The following is a 22,186-nucleotide window of genomic DNA, read 5'->3' on the forward strand; positions in this document are numbered from 1 at the left end:
GGCCGATGACTAGCGACACACCCCAAGCCAGCCGCGACGACTCCGCAGCCTCGACCGGCCGCCGCGACCGCGGACGGACGGTGGCCAGCTTGCTGGCGCTGCTGCTGGTGGTCGCTGCGGCCGCATGTGCGGCATGGTTCGGCTACCAGGGGTACCAGGCGTACTTCGTGCAGAAGCCGATCCAGCAGGCGCGCGACGGGGCCGTCAACGGGGCGGAACAGGCGATCATCAACGTGACGACGGTGGACCCCAAGGACACCGCGGGATGGAAGCGTCGCGTCGACGGGTCGCTGACCGGCAAGGCACGCGAGCAGATCACGAGCCAGGACGTCAGCAACCTGAATTCGATGATCACGCAGGCGGGCCCACAGGCCGCCTCGTTGAGCTCCCGGCTCCTTCGGAGTGCGCCGACCGAGGTCGACGCGGACGGCGGAAAAGCCAAGGTGCTCGTCTATGTCGCGGCGACGTCGAAGCGTGAGAACGAAGCGGGTGTCACCCAGACGATGGGGTTCTCGGTCTCGATGACCAAGGAGGGCGACTCGTGGAAGGCCAGCGACATCGCACCGCTCGAGTCGCTCGCATACCAGGATCCGGGCGCTGCCGCCGGTGGCGCCGCCCCGGGCGGTCAGGGCACGGCTCCGGCGGGGACACCAGGGGGAGGTAACTGATGGCGCCGCAGAACCCGCGCCCGCCGCGTAAGAAGTCCGGTCGCAAGCCCTACACCCCGCGTGTCGCCGGCAGTGGGCAGCGTCCCGGCGGCCCCCGTCCGGAGTCCGAATCGCAGGCGGCCGAGAGCACTCCGAGCCCGGAGCGCGTCGACAGCAACCTCGAGCGCGTCGACGGCAACCTCGAGTCCGCCGACAGCAACGTCGAGTCCGCCGACGGCAACGTCGAGTCCGCCGACGGCAACGTCGAGTCCGCCGACGGCAACGTCGAGTCCGCCGACGGCAACGTCGAGTCCGTCGACGGCAACGTCGAGTCCGTCGACGGCAACGTCGAGCCCGCCGACGGCAACGTCGAACCCGCCGAGAAGGCCAAGCCGGCGGGCAAGACCCGGCCGGTCGCCCGCGTGTCCACACTGCGGACCGGTGACGCCGCTGCCTCCTCGGCCAACCGTGCCGGCACCGCCGGCACCCCCGCCGAGCCCGCGGTCGCGTCGACGTCGGGCATGTTCCCGTTCAGTCGGCGTGCCATCGGCATCCTGATCGGTGTCGCCGTGGTGCTCGGGATCTTCGCGCTGATCGCCGGACTCCATCCCGGGGCCTCGATCAGCTCGAACAAGGCCTTCATCGACCAGCCCGCCACCACGGAGCTCACGTCTCAGGTACAGAGCAAGGCCTGTTCGCTGACGGTCGACACGCTCGATGTCGACAAATGGGCGGACGAGGCGCGCGCGGTGCTGACCGGCAATGCGCGTTCCGAGTTCGACAAGTACCTGCCGCAGCAGCGCGAGATCCTCAAGCAGACCAAGCAGGTCGCGGATTGCCGGGTCGAATCGGTCGGTGTCGCCGACCTGTCGGGCGGTGGCGACGGCGCGACAGCGCGCGTGGTGGCGAACCTGATCGTCAGCCAGAAGCAGGCCGGAATTTCCGGTCAGAGCGCGGCACCCAGGTATCAGTTCTCCATGGTCAAGCACGGTGACGACTGGCTGATCAGCCAAGTCGAGGCATTCTGACCTGCGCCATCTGGTCATGGCGGGTGCCTGCGCGCCCGGTCGGGAAATCTTCGGCAAAAAGATGCGCGTAGCGCTTGACGAAATAGCGTTGTCGGGCCAGGCTGTCACCAGTGAATGACGTGCAGGCAGCCATCAGCGCGTACTCGCTTCCAGACGTGGCTTGACAAAGTACGTCTATTTTCTGCTACAGTTGGACGTTGCGCTGGCTGCCTCCTGTCCACCTCTCGATCCTTCCTCAAGCCACCTTTGCTGTGTGTGCTCGTGGTGATCGCCGAAATCAGGGTGTCACCAGCGAACGGCCCATCAAGCCAAGCACCGAGCTAGGTAGAACACTTCGTGTTGGAAGGACGTATCTTGGCACTCGACCGCCAGTCCACCTCAACCATTCCGGGCGCGCCCAAGCGCGCATCCTTTGCAAAGATCAGTGAGCCACTGGAGGTCCCCGGCCTCCTCGACCTCCAGCTCGATTCCTTCGAGTGGCTCGTCGGTTCGCCGGAGTGGCGCGCCAAGGCGATCGCCCGCGGCGACGACAACCCCACCGGCGGCCTCGAGGACATCCTGCACGAACTGTCCCCGATCGAGGACTTCTCGGGTTCGATGTCGCTGTCCTTCACCGATCCGCACTTCGACGAGGTCAAGGCCTCGGTCGAGGAGTGCAAGGACAAGGACATGACCTACGCGGCGCCGTTGTTCGTCACCGCAGAGTTCATCAACAACAACACCGGCGAGATCAAGTCGCAGACCGTCTTCATGGGCGACTTCCCGATCATGACCGACAAGGGCAGCTTCATCATCAACGGCACCGAGCGTGTCGTGGTGAGCCAGCTCGTCCGTAGCCCGGGCGTCTACTTCGACTCCAACATCGACAAGACGACCGAGAAGACCCTCCACACCGTGAAGGTGATCCCGGGTCGTGGTGCATGGCTCGAGTTCGACGTGGACAAGCGCGACACCGTCGGCGTCCGCATCGACCGCAAGCGTCGCCAGCCGGTCACCGTGCTGCTCAAGGCGCTGGGTTGGACCAACGAGGAGATCGCCGAGCGTTTCGGGTTCTCCGAGATCATGATGTCCACCCTGGAGAAGGACAACACCGCCAATCAGGACGAGGCGCTGCTCGAGGTCTACCGCAAGCTGCGTCCGGGCGAGCCGCCGACCCGCGAGTCCGCGGAGAATCTGCTGGAGAACCTGTTCTTCAAGGAGAAGCGCTACGACCTGGCCCGCGTCGGCCGCTACAAGGTCAACAAGAAGCTCGGTCTGGCCGCCAACCCGATGAACGGCGACTCGGTACTGACGCGCGAGGACATCGTCGCGACCGTCGAGTACCTGGTCCGCCTGCACGAGGCCGATCCGCACACCACGACCTACATGACCGTCCCCGGTGGTGTGGAGGTCCCGGTGGAGGTCGACGACATCGACCACTTCGGCAACCGTCGTCTGCGTACCGTCGGCGAGTTGATCCAGAACCAGATCCGCGTCGGCCTCTCGCGTATGGAGCGTGTCGTGCGTGAGCGCATGACCACCCAGGACGTCGAGGCGATCACGCCGCAGACCCTGATCAACATCCGTCCCGTCGTGGCGGCGATCAAGGAGTTCTTCGGCACCTCGCAGCTGTCGCAGTTCATGGACCAGAACAACCCGCTGTCGGGTCTGACCCACAAGCGTCGTCTGTCGGCCCTGGGCCCCGGCGGTCTGTCCCGTGAGCGCGCCGGCCTCGAGGTCCGCGACGTGCACCCGTCGCACTACGGCCGCATGTGCCCGATCGAGACCCCTGAGGGTCCGAACATCGGTCTCATCGGTTCGCTGTCGGTGTACGCGCGGGTCAACCCGTTCGGCTTCATCGAGACCCCGTACCGCAAGGTCGTCGACGGTGTCGTCTCCGACGACATCCAGTACATGACCGCCGACGAGGAGGATCGCTACCTCATCGGTCAGGCCAACACCGCCTACGACCTCGACGGCCGGATCACCGACGACCGCGTGCTGGTCCGTAAGAAGGGCTCCGAGGTCGAGTTCGTCGGCATCGGTGATGTCGAGTACCTCGACGTCTCGCCGCGCCAGATGGTGTCGGTCGCGACCGCGATGATCCCGTTCCTCGAGCACGACGACGCGAACCGTGCCCTGATGGGTGCGAACATGCAGCGTCAGGCCGTGCCGCTGGTCCGTAACGAGTCGCCGCTGGTCGGCACCGGCATGGAGTTGCGTGCCGCGGTCGACGCAGGCGATGTCCTCGTCTCCGCCAAGACCGGTGTGGTCGAGGAGGTCTCGGCCGACTACATCACCGTGATGGCCGACGACGGCAGCCGCGACACCTACCGGATGCGCAAGTTCGCCCGCTCCAACCACGGCACCTGTGCCAACCAGCGTCCGATCGTGGACGAGGGTCAGCGGGTGGAGACCGGACAGGTCCTCGCCGACGGTCCGTGCACCGAGAACGGTGAGATGGCCCTGGGCAAGAACCTGCTCGTGGCGATCATGCCGTGGGAGGGTCACAACTACGAGGACGCGATCATCCTGAGCCAGCGGCTCGTGGAGGAGGACACCCTCACCTCGATTCACATCGAGGAGCACGAGATCGACGCTCGCGACACCAAGCTCGGTGCCGAGGAGATCACCCGGGACATCCCGAACGTCTCCGACGAGGTCCTCGCCGATCTCGACGAGCGTGGCATCGTCCGCATCGGTGCGGAGGTCCGCGACGGCGACATCCTGGTCGGCAAGGTCACCCCGAAGGGTGAGACCGAGCTGACCCCGGAGGAGCGTCTGCTGCGCGCGATCTTCGGTGAGAAGGCGCGCGAGGTTCGCGACACCTCTCTCAAGGTGCCGCACGGTGAGACCGGCAAGGTCATCGGCGTCCGCGTCTTCAGCCGCGACGACGACGACGATCTGGCGCCCGGCGTCAACGAGCTGGTCCGCGTCTACGTGGCCCAGAAGCGCAAGATCCAGGACGGCGACAAGCTGGCCGGCCGCCACGGCAACAAGGGCGTCATCGGCAAGATCCTCCCGCAGGAGGACATGCCGTTCCTGCCCGACGGCACGCCGGTCGACATCATCCTGAACACCCACGGTGTGCCCCGTCGTATGAACATCGGTCAGATCTTGGAGACCCACCTCGGGTGGGTCGCCAAGGCAGGCTGGAACATCGACGTCGCCAGCGGAGTGCCGGACTGGGCGTCGAAGCTGCCCGAGGAGATGTATTCGGCGGAGCCCGACACCAACACCGCCACCCCGGTGTTCGACGGCGCTCGCGAGGAGGAGCTGACCGGACTGCTGTCCTCGACGCTGCCGAACCGCGACGGTGAGGTCATGGTGAACGGCGACGGCAAGGCGACCTTGTTCGACGGTCGCTCGGGTGAGCCGTTCCCGTACCCGGTGTCGGTCGGCTACATGTACATCATCAAGCTGCACCACCTGGTCGACGACAAGATCCACGCTCGTTCGACCGGTCCGTACTCGATGATCACGCAGCAGCCGCTCGGTGGTAAGGCGCAGTTCGGTGGTCAGCGCTTCGGTGAGATGGAGTGCTGGGCCATGCAGGCCTACGGCGCCGCCTACACACTGCAGGAGCTGCTCACCATCAAGTCGGACGACGTGGTCGGCCGCGTGAAGGTGTACGAGGCGATCGTGAAGGGCGAGAACATCCCCGAACCCGGTATCCCGGAGTCGTTCAAGGTGTTGCTCAAGGAGCTCCAGTCGCTCTGCCTCAACGTCGAGGTGCTCAGCTCCGACGGTGCCGCGATCGAGATGCGCGACACCGACGACGAGGATCTCGAGCGCGCCGCCGCGAACCTGGGTATCAACCTGTCGCGCAACGAATCCGCCACGGTCGACGACCTGGCGAACTGACCCTCACCGCTTTACGACATTAGAGCTCTCGAAAGGTAACAAGTGCTCGACGTCAACTACTTCGACGAACTGAAGATCGGCCTGGCCACGGCCGACGACATCCACAACTGGTCGTACGGTGAGGTCAAGAAGCCGGAGACCATCAACTACCGCACGCTCAAGCCGGAGAAGGACGGCCTGTTCTGCGAGAAGATCTTCGGACCGACTCGCGACTGGGAGTGCTACTGCGGCAAGTACAAGCGCGTGCGCTTCAAGGGCATCATCTGCGAGCGCTGCGGCGTCGAGGTGACCCGCGCCAAGGTGCGTCGTGAGCGCATGGGTCACATCGAGCTGGCCGCCCCGGTCACGCACATCTGGTACTTCAAGGGTGTGCCGAGCCGTCTCGGTTATCTGCTCGACCTGGCGCCGAAGGATCTCGAGAAGATCATCTACTTCGCCGCCTATGTGATCACGTCGGTCGACGACGAGCTGCGCCACGCGGAGCTCTCGACCCGTGAGGCCGAGATCGAGGTCGAGAAGAAGGCCATCGCCGATCAGCGCGATGTCGACCTGAACGAGCGTCAGCAGAAGCTCGAGCAGGATCTGGCCGAGCTGGAGGCCGAGGGTGCCAAGGCCGACGTGCGCCGCAAGGTGCGCGACGGTGCCGAGCGCGAGATGCGTCGTATGCGCGATCACGCTCAGCGTGCGCTCGACGACCTCGAGGAGATCTGGGACCGCTTCGTCAAGCTGAGCCCCGGTGAGCTGATCATCGACGAGAAGCTCTACCGCCAGCTCGACGAGCGTTTCGGTGAGTACTTCGCCGGCGCCATGGGTGCCGAGGCGATCAAGAAGCTCCTCGAGACCTTCGACATCGATGCCGAGGCCGATTCGCTGCGCGAAACCATCCGCAGCGGCAAGGGCCAGAAGAAGCTGCGTGCGCTCAAGCGTCTCAAGGTCGTCGCGGCGTTCCAGCAGTCCGGCAACTCACCGCTCGGCATGGTGCTCGACGCCGTCCCGGTGATCCCGCCGGAGCTGCGTCCGATGGTGCAGCTCGACGGTGGCCGCTTCGCGACCTCCGACCTGAACGATCTGTACCGCCGCGTCATCAACCGCAACAACCGCCTCAAGCGACTGATCGACCTCGGCGCGCCCGAGATCATCGTCAACAACGAGAAGCGGATGTTGCAGGAGTCGGTCGACGCCCTGTTCGACAACGGTCGTCGTGGACGCCCGGTCACCGGACCGGGTAACCGCCCGCTGAAGTCCCTGAGCGATCTGCTCAAGGGCAAGCAGGGTCGTTTCCGTCAGAACCTGCTCGGCAAGCGCGTCGACTACTCGGGCCGTTCGGTCATCGTCGTCGGCCCGCAGCTCAAGCTGCATCAGTGTGGTCTGCCCAAGCTGATGGCTCTCGAGCTGTTCAAGCCGTTCGTGATGAAGCGTCTCGTCGACCTGAACCAGGCGCAGAACATCAAGTCCGCCAAGCGGATGGTCGAGCGTCAGCGCCCCGCGGTGTGGGATGTCCTCGAAGAGGTCATCGCCGAGCACCCGGTGCTGCTGAACCGTGCGCCGACGCTGCACCGCCTCGGTATCCAGGCCTTCGAGCCGCAGCTGGTGGAGGGCAAGGCCATCCAGCTGCACCCGCTGGTCTGTGAGGCGTTCAACGCCGACTTCGACGGTGACCAGATGGCCGTGCACCTCCCGCTGTCGGCGGAGGCGCAGGCAGAGGCGCGCATCCTGATGCTGTCGTCGAACAACATCCTGTCGCCGGCCTCGGGTCGCCCGCTGGCCATGCCGCGACTGGACATGGTGACCGGCCTGTACTACCTGACCACCCTCACCGAGGGTGCGGCAGGCGAGTACACCGCGGCCGACACCGACGATGTCGAGCGTGGCGTGTACTCCAGCCCGGCCGAGGCCATCATGGCCGTCGATCGCGGTGCACTCACCGTGCAGTCGGCGATCAAGGTGCGGCTGACCGATCAGCGTCCGCCCGCCGACATCGAGGCGCAGGAGTTCCCCGACGGCTGGAAGTACGGACAGCCGTGGCAGCTCGAGACCACCCTGGGTCGCGTGCTGTTCAACGAGTTGCTGCCGGTGGAGTACCCGTTCGTCAACGAGCAGATGCCGAAGAAGCGTCAGGCCGTCATCATCAACGACCTGGCCGAGCGTTACCCGATGATCGTGGTGGCGCAGACGGTGGACAAGCTCAAGGACGTCGGCTTCTACTGGGCCACCCGTTCCGGTGTGACCGTGTCGATGGCAGACGTGCTGGTGCCGCCGGCCAAGAAGGAGATCCTCGACAAGTACGAGGAGCGGGCCGACGGCCTGGAGCGCAAGTTCCAGCGTGGTGCCCTCACCCCGGAAGAGCGTCGCGACGCTCTCGTGGAGATCTGGAAGCAGGCCACCGAAGAGGTCGGCCAGGCGATGGAGGCCCACTACCCGGATGACAACCCGATCCCGATGATCGTCAAGTCGGGTGCGGCGGGCAACATGACCCAGATCCGCTCGCTCGCGGGCATGAAGGGTCTGGTCACCAACCCGAAGGGTGAGTTCATCCCGCGTCCGATCAAGTCCTCGTTCCGCGAGGGCCTGACCGTGGCCGAGTACTTCATCAACACCCACGGTGCTCGTAAGGGTCTGGCCGACACCGCGCTTCGTACCGCCGACTCGGGTTACCTGACCCGTCGTCTGGTGGACGTGAGCCAGGACGTCATCGTGCGTGAGACCGACTGTGGCACGGAGCGTGGCATCACCACGACGATCGCCGAGAAGCAGGCCGACGGCACGCTGATCCGCGACGCCCACGTGGAGACCTCGACGTACGCCCGTACCTTGGCGACCGACGCGGTCGACGAGAACGGCGCCGTGATCGTCGAGCGTGGTCACGACCTGGGCGACCCGGCCATCGAAGCGCTGCTGGCCGCGGGCATCACCGAGGTCAAGGTGCGGTCCGTGCTGACCTGTACGACCGGTACCGGGGTGTGCGCGATGTGCTACGGCCGTTCGATGGCCACCGGCAAGCTCGTCGACATCGGCGAAGCGGTGGGCATCATCGCCGCGCAGTCGATCGGTGAGCCGGGTACCCAGCTGACCATGCGTACGTTCCACCAGGGCGGCGTCGGCGAGGACATCACCGGTGGTCTCCCGCGTGTCCAGGAGCTGTTCGAGGCCCGCGTGCCCAAGGGCAAGGCCCCGATCGCCGAGGTCTCCGGACGCATCCGCCTCGAGGACGACGATCGTTTCTACAAGATCACCATCGTTCCCGACGACGGTTCCGAGGAGGTCGTGTACGACAAGATCTCCAAGCGTCAGCGTCTGCGTGTCTTCAAGCACGAAGACGGCAGTGAGCGTCTGCTCGCCGACGGCGATCATGTCGAGGTCGGGCAGCAGCTCATGGAAGGTGCCGCCGACCCGCACGAGGTGCTGCGCGTGATGGGACCGCGTCAGGTGCAGGTGCATCTGGTGAACGAGGTCCAGGAGGTCTACCGGAGTCAGGGCGTGTCGATCCACGACAAGCACATCGAGACCATCGTGCGTCAGATGCTGCGTCGCGTGACGATCATCGATTCCGGTGCCACCGAGTTCCTGCCCGGTTCGCTCACCGAGCGCGCCGAGTTCGAGAACGCGAACCGTCGCGTCGTCACCGAGGGTGGCGAGCCGGCGGCCGGACGTCCGGTGCTGATGGGTATCACCAAGGCATCGCTGGCGACCGAGTCGTGGCTGTCGGCGGCGTCGTTCCAGGAGACCACTCGTGTGCTCACCGATGCGGCCATCAACAGCCGTAGCGACAAGCTCATCGGTCTCAAGGAGAACGTGATCATCGGTAAGCTGATCCCGGCCGGTACCGGCATCAACCGGTACCGCAACATCCAGGTCCAGCCGACCGAGGAAGCGCGTGCCGCGGCCTACGCGGTGCCGTCCTACGACGACACCTACTACAGCCCGGACGGCACCTTCGGTGCGCCCGCCGGTGCTGCGGTGCCACTGGACGACTACGGGTTCTCCAACGACTACCGCTAGGTAGCCGCACCTGACGGCCCCCGCACTTCGGTGCGGGGGCCGTTGTGGTTTCTGGCCGTGGTTTCTGGCCGCGGTTTCGTGTTCCGGCTTGGGGCCGAAACTGCGGCCAGAAGCTGCAGGTTCGGCCAGAACCTATCGTCGTGCCTCTGCCTGGAGGCGGATGCCGTTGAGCAGCAGTTCGAGGCCTGCGCGGAACTGGTCGATGTCCTCGTGGCTGTCGAACTCGTCGACGATGTGGTGCATGAACGGGAACTGCTCAGGGTCGAGCGCCCGCCACTGGTCGGCGATCCCGTGTAGATAGGTCTCGGCCGCAACGGTTCCGTCGAGCACTTCCGACGGGGGTTCCTGGCCGAGGTCGGCGGCCACCCCGATGACATATCCGAGCACTGCCGACACCGCGTGAAAGCTCTGTCGCGGTGAGAGGTCCAAGCGCATCACCTGTTCGCCGAGCCGTTCATAGAAGACCAGTCCGTTGGCCTGGATCGTCGTGTTGCGCATGAAATAGGCGGCCAACCAGGGCCGCTCGGCGATGGTCGCGAAAAGTGCGTCCGCGAGCGACCGGATGTTGTCGATCGGGTCGCCATCAGCGGTGAGCGATTCGGTGTCGGCGAGGACGCCCTGCAGCACGTGGTCGGTTGCCCGGTCGAGAAGCTCGTCCTTGTTGGACACGTACCAGTAGATGCTGCCCACGCCGCCGCCCAGGCGAGCGGCGAGCGCGCGGAACGTGAGAGCCGATTCGCCGGACTCGTCCAGAAGGCCGACCGCCGCTTCGATGACTGTGTCCAGAGAGTGCGTGACGCGACGTCGCGTGCCTTGTCGTTCCGGTGCCATGACGTCTATCCCATCACATCGCCGGGAGCGCCCTTGCGGCGGATCGAACAACGTTCTATTCTCGAACCATGTTCGAGACTCGAACAACGTTCGATGAAAGGAGGTGTGGTGATGAACTCGGTAACCGAATCGACTCCGTCCCGGACCTACGGATCTCTGCGTGCCGCGTGGATTCCGCTCACTGCACTGTGTCTGGCCTTCTTCGTGGAGATGGTCGACAACACGCTGCTCACCATCGCCCTGCCGACGATCGGTCGCGACCTCGGTAGCGGTACCACCGCACTGCAATGGGTGACCGGTGCATACTCACTCACGTTCGGCGGGCTATTGCTCACCGCCGGTTCGGCCGCCGACCGACTGGGCAGGCGCCGCGTGCTGCTCGTCGGTCTCGCGGCGTTCGGCCTGATCAGTCTGCTGGTCGTCGCGGTCAACTCGGCCGGGCAGCTGATCGCACTACGGGCGGCCCTCGGAGTGGCTGCCGCCGCGATGGCGCCGATCACCAATTCGCTGGTGTTCCGGCTCTTCGATGCCCAAGACCTGCGCATGCGTGCGATGACGATCATGATCGTCGTGGGCATGAGTGGTTTCATCCTGGGGCCGCTGCTCGGCGGCACCGCGCTGGCCCACGTCGGGTGGGAATGGCTGCTCGTCGTCAATGCGCCGATCGCACTCATCGCCTGGGTCGGGGTTCGACTCGGGGTGGCCGCCGACCGTCCCGAGGATCTGACCGGCGACCGCCTCGACCTCCCCGGCGCCGTCCTGAGCATCGCCACGATCGGTCTGGCGTGCTACTCGCTGACCAGCGGGGTGGAGCACGGCTGGGCCTCGCTCGCCACGCTCGGCTGTGTGCTCGGCGCGGTCCTCGCGCTGGTCGCCTTCGTCTGGCATGAGCGTCGGGCGAGCCAGCCGATGCTGGATCTGAAAGTGTTCCGGACGGGCACGGTGCGTGGTGCCGCGATCGCCCAGATCGGCACCTCGATCGCCATGGCCGGCGTCATGTTCGGCCTGATCCTGCACTTCCAGTACGCCTACGGGTGGAGTCCGGTGAAGGCCGGATTGGCGAATCTGCCGATGATCATCACGATGATCGCCGCGACCCCGATCTCGGAGGGGTTGGCCAAGAAGTTCGGCCATCGGATCGCGTGCCTCGTCGGCGCCGCACTGCTGGCCATCTCGCTGGCCGGTCTCGCCTGGGGAGTCGACCACGGCTACCTGGCCATCGCGGTCTTCATGGTCATCATGACCGTCGGTCTGCGGACGGTCATGACGATCTGCGCGGTCGCCCTCGTCGACGCGATGCCCGAGAACCGGACCTCGATCGGCACGGCGCTCAACGACACCGCGCAGGAGGTTGGCACGAGTATCGGGACCGCCGTCGTCGGGACCTTCATCGCCGCGCTGGTGACCGCGAGTCTGCCCGCCGGGGTGTGGAGCAGCGACCTCGTGACGTCGTTCTTCCAAGGTGAACGGATCACCTACGCCGTGTTGGCCGTGGTCGTCGGTCTGATCGCCGGCTGGGGTGCATTGACGCTGACCGATTCGCGTTCGACCGAAGAACCGCACTGACGCGACCGCTATGCTGCTCGGCAGGCGGCCGATCGGGGGCGGCCGAGAGGGGAAACCGATGAGCGGCAGCGACGACGATTTCGTGCCGATTGACGAGTTCGACGACGAGCGGCTCATGGCCGAACCGCCGCTGGGCGGGGCCGGCAGCTCGGCGCCCGCGCTCACGGTCCTCGGCATCGGGATCCTGGTGGTGGTGTTGCTGTTGGCCGGGATCGTCGCGCTGCTCTCCAGGGTGGACCTGCCGCGCCATGCCGCGGCGTCGGACGCCCTGGTCCCCAGTGGGTCCGCGTCGAGCGTGTCGTCGCCGAGTTCGTCGTCCACCGAGGCCCCGGCGCCGACCCTGGCCGCCATCGACGGCCGTCCGGGCCCGGTGGCGGGCGCGAACTTCAGTGTGGCCGACCGGCCCTACGAGGTCGGACCGAAGCGGCTGCCGTTCGGGTTCGCCTTCCCTGCTCATTGGGACTGTATCTACTCGACGAAGTCGACCGTCCAGACGACCGGCGGCTACACCTGTTTCGAGGCCACCGGCGACAGCCGTGTCGGCGGGCGTATCGGCTACCAGCAGTGCGCCGCGGTGTGCACACCGGCGGAGGTCCTCGAGGTGGGCGACAAGATGTACATCGATCCGCGGGACTGGCGCCCGATCGATGCGCAGACCACCTTCGCCGATGTGACCGGTCCGATGGTCGGGACGAACGTGACGAGGACCCGGGTCGGGATGCGCTACGTATACGCGCCCGGCGGACGCGCTGCGCCCTCGATCATCGCCTTCGCGGTCCTGACCGGAGATCCGGCGTATCGCGAGACGATGCTCAAGGTGCTCAACAGCGTCCGTGCCAACGCGGTGTGACCAGGCGGAGGCACCGGCAGCCCGCCTACCGGTAGGGCAGGTACTGCACGTTCCAATGGTTCCCGTCCGGATCGTCGAAGTACACGAAGTGACCCCATGCCTGGATGTCGACCTCGCTGGCATCGACTCCGGCGTCGATCAGGTGCTTACGCGCGGCGTCGATGTCGGATACACAGAGCATCAGGGTCCCGGCATTCGGCGGTGCGGCGTCGACGATGCCCTTTCCGAACGCGATCGAGCAGTTCGACCCGGGCGGCGTCATCTGGACGAACCGGATGTCGTCGGTCGGGGACTGGTCGTGGTCGGGATTGAAACCGATTCGCGTGTAGAACTCCTTCGCCCGGTCGACATCGGTGACGGGCAGAAACGCAACCTCGAGTGTCCAGTCCATGATGTGCCTCTCCTGTGTGATGGTGCGTGGGTCGAGCTCCGATACCCATGAGTCTCCTATGGATAGCGGACATCTGGCGTCCTCATTGCGCACATGGCTCGGCGCGTCACAACCCGATGTGTCGCGCGCGCGGTGGATCCGGGCCATACGCTGGGACGGTGCAGCCCGACCGGCACGTGACCATTTTCGGTCCCGACTTCCCGTTCGCCCACGACGACTGGATCACTCATCCCGCCGGCATCGGCTCGGTGCCCGCCGATGCTCTCGGTGCCGAGGTCGCGGTCGTCGGTGCGGGGATGGCGGGGATGGTCGCCGCGTACGAGTTGATGAAAGTCGGGTTGCGCCCGGTGGTCTACGAGCCCGAGCGGATCGGCGGCCGCCTCCGGTCGGAGCACTTCGTGCCGGGGGCGCCGGAGGTCGCCGAGCTCGGCGGCATGCGCTTCCCGGCGTCGTCGTCGACGTTCTTCCACTACGTCGACACCTTCGGCCTGCGCAGCCGCCCATTTCCGAACCCGCTCACCTCGGCGGCCGGGAGCACCGTCATCGACCTCGGGGGAGAGACGCTCTACGCACGCACTCTCGACGACCTGCCGCCGATCTACACCGAGATCGAGAACGCCTGGGACAGTGCGCTGGAACGGGTCGCCGGGTTCTCCGCTCTGCAACGCGCGATCAGGGAACGGGACGTCCCGAGACTCAAGGCACTGTGGAACCGGCTCGTCATCGACTGGGACGACCGCAGCTTCTACGACTTCCTGGCGACCTCCGACGAGTTCGGGTCGCTCTCATTCCGTCATCGGGAGCTGTTCGGTCAGGTCGGATTCGGCACCGGCGGTTGGGATTCCGACTTCGCAAATTCGATGTTGGAGATCCTTCGAGTGGTGGTGACCAACTGCGACACCGAGCAGTATCTCATCGTCGGCGGAGCCGAGCAGGTTCCGCGCAAACTGTGGTCCGACAGCCCCGTCGACATCCGTCACTGGCCGGTCGGTACCAGCCTGTCGTCGCTGCACAGCGGAGTTCCGCGGGCCGGTGTATCCGCGATCCGACGTCTCGGCCCCGACCGAATCGAGGTCGTCGACCACTGGGGTGATTCGCGGGAATTCGCCGCGGTGGTCGCCACCTGTCAGGCATGGCTGCTCTCCACCGAGATCGAGTGCGACGAAAGCCTGTTCGGACAGGACCTGTGGATGGCGCTGGATCGCACGCGATACATGCAGTCGTCGAAGACGTTCGTGATGGTCGACCGGCCGTTCTGGACCGACCGCAACCCGGCGACAGGCCGCGACACGATGAGCATGACGTTGACCGACCGTCTCACGCGCGGTACCTACCTGTTCGACAACGGTCCCGACCGTCCGGGCGTCATCTGCCTGAGCTACACGTGGATGAGTGACGCCCTGAAGGTGTTGCCACACCCCGTCGACCGGCGCGTTTCGTTGGCGCTGGACGCGTTACGCAAGATCTACCCCGAGGTCGACATCGCCGCGCACATCGTGGGACGGCCATTGACCGTGTCCTGGGAGGCCGAACCGCACTTCCTGGGTGCATTCAAGGGAGCGTTGCCCGGCCACTATCGGTACAACACGCGCATGTACGGGCATTTCCACCGGCAGGATCAGTTGCCCGTCGCCGAGCGAGGCATCTTCATCGCAGGCGACGACGTGTCGTTCATGCCCGCCTGGGTGGAGGGGGCCGTGCAGACAGCGCTCAACGCGGTGTGGGGTGTGATCAGGCATTTCGGCGGATCGTCGCACCCGGACAATCCCGGTCCCGGCGATCGCTACGACGAACTCGGTCCGATCGACATCGGGCTGTGACACGATGGGGCTCACGAAGGACCTCCGAATAGCGCTCTGGCAGTGTGAATCCCGAACCGGCGACGTCCCGGGAAACATGGCGCGGCTCGACGCGGCGCTCGAGGAGTCGGCACGTCGATCGGTCGACCTCCTGGTCACGCCCGAGATGGTCGTCTCCGGATATTCCCTCGACGCCGAGGCGGCGCGCCATCTCGCGGATCCGCCGGGCGGGGCGATCGCCGAGCAGGTCAGATCAATGGCGCGGCACCACCGGGTCGGCGTTCTGTACGGATGTGCGGAGCGGGGGCGGGAGGGGCTGGTCTACAACGCCATCCGGTGTGTCGACCGATCCGGCACCCCGGTCGCCACGCACCACAAGACCCACCTGTTCGGCGACCTCGACCGCGGCATGGTCACACCTGGCGCGACCGTACCCCCGGTTGTCGATGTCGGTGGATGGCGTCTCGGTCTGCTGACCTGTTACGAGGTCGAGTTCCCGGAGCTGGTCCGGTCACTTGCGGTCCGCGGGGCCGATGCCGTGTGCGTGCCCACCGCGAACATGATCGAATACGACGCCGTGCAGGACGTGCTCCTCCGCGCACGTGCGCTGGAGAACCAGGTGTTCGTCGCGTACGCGAATTACTGTGGCAGGGAAGGAGATCTGGTCTACGGCGGGCGCAGCGAGATCGTCGCTCCGACGGGTGAGGTACGTGTCGAGGCCGGCCGCGAACCAGACCTCGTCGTCGCCGATCTGGACCGTTCGACGCTCGCGCGGTCGCGGCTGCGCTACCCGTATCTCGCCGACCGTCGCCCGGATCTGTACCGGCGTGGATGGCTGTGACCGAACGTTCGATCGCCGGAAGTCCCAGGCAATGACGGGATTTGCCTCTGGACACTGCGGCCTCCGTACCCTACGGTAACGTTACGCGTCCGAAAGTTACCGAACAGTAAGGGCGCTGGGGGTCGGTCTCCACCTCTGCCGGCGACCGCATCCGGTCGCGTAACCGGACCGAGGTGTCATCTCCGACAAGAGGTTTCGACAAGTCATTCACAATCCGATGCCGGTCGGCAAGCCGGCAGATTCGGTCGTCATGCACCCACGTGTCGGGGCGGGGTCGTGCGGAATATCCGAAGAACCACCACAAGGGGGACCTGTGCCCGACACGCTCAGTACCATCCGCCTGCGCGGCATGCCCGACGATGCGATCCGGCGGCCATTGGAGCTTCTCGAAGCGGTCGAGATCATGGAGTTGGTCGTCATTCCCGGCCTCGACGCGGTCCTCGATGCGCCTCAACGGTTCGCGTTGAGCTTCGAATCCTCGATAGCGTTGTCCGGCATGCTGCGCAAGCACGCTCAGCGCGTGAGCATCCTCAAGGAGATGGTCACCGAGGCGCTGAGTGAAAACGGCTGTGGTCCACAGCATCTTGCGCATATTCCGGGAGCCCTGCCGGTCCGTGCGATACAGTCGATCGCTGCGTACCCGAGGTGGTCGGCCGACCCGGATGGGCTGGCGGTGGTCCGGATCGCGTTCGCCTTTGTCGCCGTCCATGCGTTGACGGACCCGACCGACTGTCGTACCGCATCGCGGGCGCTACACCTGCGGCCGCGGCCGTTGCACGACGACAGGGCGCTGCTGCGGCGCGTGCTGAGCGATGCCCTGCCCTGCCTCGGTGCGAACGCCCGCCAGCTCCTGTCGATCTATGTCAGCAAAGCCAGTGTCTTCTTCTCCGATCCCGATGCCGGCCGTTGGTCCGTGCAGTCCGGCGGCAGGCGCGACACCTCCGCGTCCTCGTTGCTCGTCTACAACCCCGATGCTTTGCGCGAGGCATGCCGAGGCGTCGGACTCGACCTGCGGGAGATTCGGATCTCGGCCCGGAGGTGACGCTCCGGGTCACTTCACGGCCAGAAAGTGGCTCGGATCACTGGACAACGGAGAGTGACTTACCTTACGGTAGCTTACGCATCGGTAACCTACTCGAGGGTAACCGTCGTGAGCTGCAGTAATAGCACGTCAGAGGGGATGTTGGCCGTGGTCGGTGTTGGGCGGGGTGGGACATTTGGGCGGCTCGCGGCGCTGATGATCGCGGTGGCAACCACCATGGCGGTCGGCGCGAGCGTGGCACCGTCGGTGTCGGCGCAGCCGTCGGAGAGCGGGGCGGCCGCCGTTGCGACGCCGACTCCCGCCGAGATCGCCCGCGCGCAGGAACTCACCGACTACATCAACGCGCACGCCACCCCGGGCTCCCCGCGAGCGGTCAACGGTCTGCGCCGCGACGTCGCCACCCGTCCGCTCGGTCCGATCGTCGACACCGTGGGCGTCGGACCGGTGCAGCGCGGGTTCTGGTCCGCGTTCGTGTACTCGCAGTTCCATCCGAACGTCGCACCGCCGGGTGCCAACGACTGGAACTGCAAGCCGAAGGCCGGGCAACGTCCCGTCGTGCTCGCGCACGGGACCTGGGAGAATGCCTACAACAACTGGGCGGCCTTCGCGCCGGTCCTGAAAAAGGCGGGCTACTGCGTGTTCGCGCCGAATTACGGGCGCACCGATCTCCTCAACGGTGGTGGCCTCGGTGTGGTCCTGCCGGGCACCAACGGTGAGGTCGCGATCGAGTACTCGGCGGCGCAGTTCGGCGACTACGTCGATCGTGTCCTGAAGGCGACAGGCGCGAAAAAGGTTGACGTCATCGGACATTCGCAGGGCGGCCTGATGGTGCGTCAATGGATGAAGTTCGGCGGCGGCGCCGACTACGACCACCCCGAGCGTTCCAAGATCGGCAAGCTCATCACCTACGGGGCCACCCACAAGGGCACCACACTGCTCGGAATCGGCGCGCTCGGCCGCGGGATCAACAATCTCGGACCCGCATTCAACGTCCTCGGTGTCACCGAGCTCTTGGTCGGTCGCTCGGGAATCCAGCAGACCGTCGATTCGCCGTTCATCAAGAATCTCAATCGGTCGAAGCTGGTGTTCCCGGGTGTCGACTACACCATCGTCGGTTCACGATACGACGAGGTGACCACACCGTTCGATCTCACGTTCATCCGTCGTCCGGGTGTGAACAACATTGTGCTGCAGGATGGTTGCGAACAGGACACATCCGACCACCTGTCGATGTCCTATTCGCCGCGGGCCATGTCGATCGCCCTTCGTGCGCTCGATCCCGAACGATTCGCACGATTGGCGTGCGGGCCGAGCCCGTGGTTCTTCAGTTTCTAGAGTCCTGTCGACGTCGACGCAGGGGAGGGCGTCGTCGCGGGGTCGGGTCGGGCTCGGCTGTCGGTTGCCTTGCCACCGACAGCCGGTCCGACCCGAAAATCACGGTGGGTCCGCCGGAGTGGCCGGGCGTCGTACGCTGAGACCGTGGCTGACACTGCACGGCGGTTTCGCTGGCTGCTCCACGTGGACCTCGATCAGTTCCAGGTCTCGGTCGAGCGGTTGCGGAGCCCGGAGCTCGTCGACGTCGCGGTGATCGTCGGTGGCAACGGCGATCCCACCGAGGCGCGAAAAGTGGTGACCTGTGCGTCGTATGAGGCGCGGGACGTGGGCGTCCGGGCCGGGATGCCGCTGCGCGCCGCATATCGCAAGCTTCCCGGCGCGGTCTATCTGCCGTTGGACGTCCCCGCCTACGACGTGGCGTCGGGCGAGGTGATGGCGGTCTTGCGAAGCTTCGGCCATCCGGTCGAGGTGTGGGGATGGGACGAGGCATACGTCGGGGTGAATCCGATCCCGCACGACGGCGGCGTCGACGCCGCCGGGCCCGAGGTCGACGACGCGCGCATCCGCCAGACCGCGCACGAGATCCGGGCGGCCGTCCTGGCCCGGAACGGACTGGCGTGTTCGATCGGTGTCAGTGACAACAAGCAGCGCGCGAAGATGGCCACCGGCTTCGCCAAGAAGTCCGCAGACGACAAGGTGTTCCTGCTGGATTCGCGGAACTGGCTGACGGTGATGGGTGACAAGCCGTGTCGCGATCTGTGGAGTGTCGGTCCGAAGACCGCCGCGAAACTCTCCGCCCGGGGCGTCGACACGGTGAACCAGCTCATCGCGACCCCGCGCGAGGAACTGATCGAGACTTTCGGTCCCCACCAGGGCAACTGGCTCTATGTGCTGTGTCGCGGTGGTGGTGATTCGACGATCACCGAGGAACCATGGCTCGCGCGATCGCATTCGAAGTCGCGGACCTTCCCGGTCGATCTGGTCGACCAGGAGGAGATGCGTCGCGCCGCGCAGGCGCTGGCGCGCGACGTCCTCGATCAGGTTCTGGCGCAGGAGCGGGTGGTGTTCCGGGTTGCGGTTACGCTGCGGACGTCGACGTTCTTCACCCGGACCAAGTCTCGAAAGTTGCCCGCGCCGACCACGGTGTACGACCAGATCGAACCGGTCGTGGTCGCGTTGCTCGATGGCTTCGAACGGGATCGACCTGTTCGGCTGCTCGGCGTGCGGCTGGATCTGGTCACCGACGACGCCGACGGCGATGCGGCCACGGAGGGGGACTGATGCGAGTAAGACGAGGAGCGAGGTGGGTCGCGCTGGGAATGGCGCTGGCCGCGATCGTGGGACTTGCCGGAGCCGGCGCGGCCGGTGCCCGACCGTCGACGCCGCTCCCGGTGAGTTACAGCTTCCTGGCCGGGATCGACGCGGAGTTGCGCCACCCGGGAGGGTCGCTGCCGGGGACCAACGATTTCCGGTGCCGCCCTTCGCCCGCACATCCGCGTCCGGTCGTGCTCGTGCACGGTAGCGGTGGTGGGCGCCAGACCAATTGGGGAACTCTGGCACCGGTTCTCGCGAACGCCGGCTATTGCGTGTTCGCCCCGACCTACGGGGCGTTGTCGCCGGTGTGGCCGCTGTCGGCGTTGGGTGGCCTCGGCGTCAAGGAAGACGGCGCCTGGCAACTCAAGACGTTCGTCGACCGGGTTCTGGCCGGTACGGGAGCGTCGCAAGTCGACATCGTCGGTCATTCACTCGGCACCGAGATCCCCACGTACTGGATGAAATACCTCGGCGGGCGGGGCCTGGTCGGCAACTATGTGTCGTTGGCCCCGTACTGGCGGCAGGGTCCTGACGAGGACGACACCCGAAGTGAGCTGGTGGCCCTGGTGCAGCGGCGGCTCGGCATCCCGCCGCTGACCCCATCGCAGTGCGCGGGTTGCACGGCGCGTCCATCCGATACCGACTTCAACCAGGCGGTGCGTCGGGGCACCCCATATCTGCCGGGTGTTCGCTACACCAACATCACCACTCGAGACGACGAGATCGTGACTCCCTACCGCAACGGGCTGCTTCCCGGCCCGCCCGGTACGGATGTGGTGAACATCGTTGTGCAGCAGGGCTGTCCACTCGACCATTCGGACCATCTCTCGATCGTCGCGAATCGGCGTTCGGCCGGGTTCGTCCTCAACGCACTCGATCCGGCACATCCGCATCCGGTGCCGTGCGTGGCCGTCCCGCCGTACACCGGTGCGTGAACGGCGGGACAGGATCGGGCGTCAGTACAGATAGTCCTCACCGCTGGCGCGAACGGTGATGTCGCTGAGACTGATTCCCCACGGCTGATCGATCACGTGGACGACGGCCGCCGCGAGGTCGTCCGGCTTGATGAGCCAGTACTGGATCGAGTTGACGTCGGTCAGTTCCTCCGACAGATCGTCGTCGAGCAGCGCGGTCATGTGTTCGCCGAAGGGAACTGCGCGCTGTCCGACGAGACCCGCGATGGCTGCCTCGTTCACGATCCAGGATGCCAGGTTGGTGCCGGTGACACCGGTCGGCTTCACGGTGGTGACCTTGATCTTGCCCTTGGCCTCGATACGTAGTGAGTCCGACAAGGTGGTGACGGCCGCCTTGGTGGCGCTGTAGACCCCGGAACCCTCGATGCCCGCGTTGCCGTAGATCGACGAGATGTTGACGACCTGTCCGCGGCCCTGCGTCATCATCTGGTCATAGACTGCCGAGATCCCGTTGACCACACCCTTGATGTTGATGTCGATGGCCTTGTGCCACTTCGGCAGCGCGCGCTCGTGGTCGGCGAAGTAGGCCAGTGGCATCACACCTGCGTTGTTCACCAGCACGTCGATGGCGCCGAACTCGTCGACTGCCGCCTGCGCCGCGGCCCGCACCTGCTCGAAGTCGGTGACGTCGGCGACCTGTGCGTTCGCCGAGCCGCCGGCGGCGCGGATGCCGTCGACCACGGATGCGAGACCGGCGCCGTCGACGTCGACGCCCACCACGTGAGCACCTCCGGCAGCACACTTCTCGGCTATGAGTTTCCCGAAGCCGCTTGCGGCGCCGGTGATGACGATGACCTTGTCCTTCAGGTATTCGGACATGGAGTGCTCCGTTCGTTCGGGATCTTCGGAAGGTTAATTCGCGAGATGTCGGGGGAGGGTGACAGTTGCCGGCGGGGATCAGACGATGTCGACGGCATCGAGGACTGCGCTGATCCGCGCGCGATCGCCCTCGGTGACGACCGCCGAACGCCACGAGGTTCGGGTGGTTCCCCACCGCAGGAAGTCGGTGGCCGACGATGTCGCCACATCGTCGGGCAGGTCGTCGGTCTCGGAGACCGTGACCGACGACGGGTCGGCGCCGCGTGCGATGACGAAGGTCCGGTCGGTGGCCCCGGTCAGGCGGAGACCGATCGGGGCGACGAGAGTCGGATGTAGTGCTGCCCCGTTCATCTGGGGCAGACCGGACATCATCCAGTCGATCGCGGGATCGATGGCGGCAGCCACCGAGATCGGCACGCTCGACACCGGGCCGTACGGCTCGAGGAGGTCGGAGGTGAGGTGGGTCAGGTGGTCGAAGGCGACGGCATCGCTGAGCTGACTCATCCGGTAGATACCCAGGTCCTGCATGTCCAGCGGGACGTCCCGCAGGTCCTCGTGTTGCAGCGCCGCGAGAGCGGCGAGGCCTGCTTCGGACTGGGCCCGGTAATAGTCGGTCGCCTGCTGCACCGACCAGTCCGCGCGCTCCCGCACCGCGGCGTCGTTGAGCCTCTCCGCCTTGCCGCTCGGATTGTCTGGCAACACCAGGGTCGGATCAGCGATGAAATTGAAGAAGAAGCCCATGTGGGTGATCACATCGTGGACGCGCCAAGCGTGGCAGGCACTGTCGGCCGCCCAATCGGCGGGCTCGAGTCGGTCCAGCAGTGTGAGGGTGTCGTTCACCAGCGCGGTGGCCGCGGTGACTCCGGCATCGGACATGGTTGTTCGCCTCCGTCAGTACAGGGTGGGT

General features: G+C 65.9%; 16 protein-coding genes. 12 read left to right on the plus strand and 4 right to left on the minus strand.

What is annotated here, in order from left to right; all coding sequences use genetic code 11:
- Positions 1-5: 5 nt before the first annotated feature.
- The 4 genes from GTV32_RS20865 to GTV32_RS20880 all read left to right on the plus strand — a co-directional run bounded on the left by GTV32_RS20865 (position 6) and on the right by GTV32_RS20880 (position 9,517).
- Complete coding sequence (locus tag GTV32_RS20865; RefSeq protein ID WP_202421869.1) at positions 6-668, plus strand: hypothetical protein; 663 nt, start codon at positions 6-8, stop codon at positions 666-668.
- On the plus strand, positions 668-1,675 hold the full coding sequence (locus GTV32_RS20870) for a hypothetical protein (RefSeq protein WP_161061933.1): 1,008 nt from the start codon (positions 668-670) through the stop codon (positions 1,673-1,675). The genes GTV32_RS20865 and GTV32_RS20870 overlap by 1 nt, the downstream gene beginning before the upstream one ends.
- A gap of 354 nt (positions 1,676-2,029) precedes the next feature.
- Entirely contained in the window at positions 2,030-5,518 is a 3,489-nt protein-coding gene (locus GTV32_RS20875) for a DNA-directed RNA polymerase subunit beta (protein WP_161061934.1), read from the plus strand.
- A gap of 42 nt (positions 5,519-5,560) precedes the next feature.
- Complete coding sequence (locus GTV32_RS20880) at positions 5,561-9,517, plus strand: DNA-directed RNA polymerase subunit beta' (RefSeq protein WP_161061935.1); 3,957 nt, start codon at positions 5,561-5,563, stop codon at positions 9,515-9,517.
- A gap of 132 nt (positions 9,518-9,649) precedes the next feature.
- Here GTV32_RS20880 and GTV32_RS20885 read toward each other — a convergent pair whose 3' ends face one another.
- Positions 9,650-10,348 carry a TetR/AcrR family transcriptional regulator gene (locus tag GTV32_RS20885; protein ID WP_161061936.1) on the minus strand — a complete coding sequence of 233 codons (699 nt, stop codon included), beginning with the start codon at positions 10,346-10,348 and terminating at the stop codon, positions 9,650-9,652.
- Positions 10,349-10,459: 111 nt separating this feature from the next.
- On the opposite strand from GTV32_RS20885, the gene GTV32_RS20890 reads away from it, so the two are divergent.
- Both GTV32_RS20890 and GTV32_RS20895 read left to right on the plus strand, forming a co-directional pair.
- Positions 10,460-11,914 (plus strand): MFS transporter, encoded by a 1,455-nt coding sequence (locus GTV32_RS20890; protein ID WP_161061937.1) that lies wholly within the window; start codon positions 10,460-10,462, stop codon positions 11,912-11,914.
- Between the two features lie 58 nt (positions 11,915-11,972).
- Positions 11,973-12,764 (plus strand): hypothetical protein, encoded by a 792-nt coding sequence (locus GTV32_RS20895; protein ID WP_161061938.1) that lies wholly within the window; start codon positions 11,973-11,975, stop codon positions 12,762-12,764.
- A 25-nt stretch (positions 12,765-12,789) separates the two neighbouring features.
- Here the strand turns inward: GTV32_RS20895 and GTV32_RS20900 are convergent, their stop codons facing one another.
- On the minus strand, positions 12,790-13,155 hold the full coding sequence (locus tag GTV32_RS20900; RefSeq protein ID WP_161061939.1) for a VOC family protein: 366 nt from the start codon (positions 13,153-13,155) through the stop codon (positions 12,790-12,792).
- A gap of 158 nt (positions 13,156-13,313) precedes the next feature.
- Between GTV32_RS20900 and GTV32_RS20905 the strand changes: the two genes are divergently transcribed.
- The 6 genes from GTV32_RS20905 (at position 13,314) to GTV32_RS20930 (ending at position 20,421) form a co-directional block, all read left to right on the plus strand.
- A complete protein-coding gene (locus GTV32_RS20905; protein WP_161061940.1) occupies positions 13,314-14,975 on the plus strand; it encodes an NAD(P)/FAD-dependent oxidoreductase in 1,662 nt (553 codons plus the stop codon).
- 4 nt (positions 14,976-14,979) lie between these two features.
- Entirely contained in the window at positions 14,980-15,795 is an 816-nt protein-coding gene (locus GTV32_RS20910) for a carbon-nitrogen hydrolase family protein (protein WP_161061941.1), read from the plus strand.
- A gap of 313 nt (positions 15,796-16,108) precedes the next feature.
- Complete coding sequence (locus GTV32_RS20915; RefSeq protein WP_161061942.1) at positions 16,109-16,837, plus strand: hypothetical protein; 729 nt, start codon at positions 16,109-16,111, stop codon at positions 16,835-16,837.
- A 195-nt stretch (positions 16,838-17,032) separates the two neighbouring features.
- Positions 17,033-18,172, plus strand: a complete 1,140-nt coding sequence (locus GTV32_RS20920; protein ID WP_237421976.1) for an alpha/beta fold hydrolase — start codon at positions 17,033-17,035, stop codon at positions 18,170-18,172.
- A 144-nt stretch (positions 18,173-18,316) separates the two neighbouring features.
- Entirely contained in the window at positions 18,317-19,453 is a 1,137-nt protein-coding gene (locus GTV32_RS20925) for a DNA polymerase IV (protein ID WP_161061943.1), read from the plus strand.
- A complete protein-coding gene (locus GTV32_RS20930; RefSeq protein ID WP_161061944.1) occupies positions 19,453-20,421 on the plus strand; it encodes an alpha/beta fold hydrolase in 969 nt (322 codons plus the stop codon). Before GTV32_RS20925 ends, GTV32_RS20930 begins: the two co-directional genes overlap by 1 nt.
- A 21-nt stretch (positions 20,422-20,442) precedes the next feature.
- Here the strand turns inward: GTV32_RS20930 and GTV32_RS20935 are convergent, their stop codons facing one another.
- The gene (locus GTV32_RS20935) at positions 20,443-21,279 is read right to left on the minus strand and encodes an SDR family oxidoreductase (protein WP_161061945.1); all 837 of its coding nucleotides are present in this window, start codon (positions 21,277-21,279) and stop codon (positions 20,443-20,445) included.
- A gap of 78 nt (positions 21,280-21,357) precedes the next feature.
- The gene (locus tag GTV32_RS20940) at positions 21,358-22,155 is read right to left on the minus strand and encodes a maleylpyruvate isomerase N-terminal domain-containing protein (RefSeq protein WP_161061946.1); all 798 of its coding nucleotides are present in this window, start codon (positions 22,153-22,155) and stop codon (positions 21,358-21,360) included.
- Between the last annotated feature and the right edge of the window lie 31 nt (positions 22,156-22,186).

The sequence above is a fragment of the Gordonia sp. SID5947 genome (assembly GCF_009862785.1).
Taxonomy (GTDB): Bacteria; Actinomycetota; Actinomycetes; order Mycobacteriales; family Mycobacteriaceae; genus Gordonia.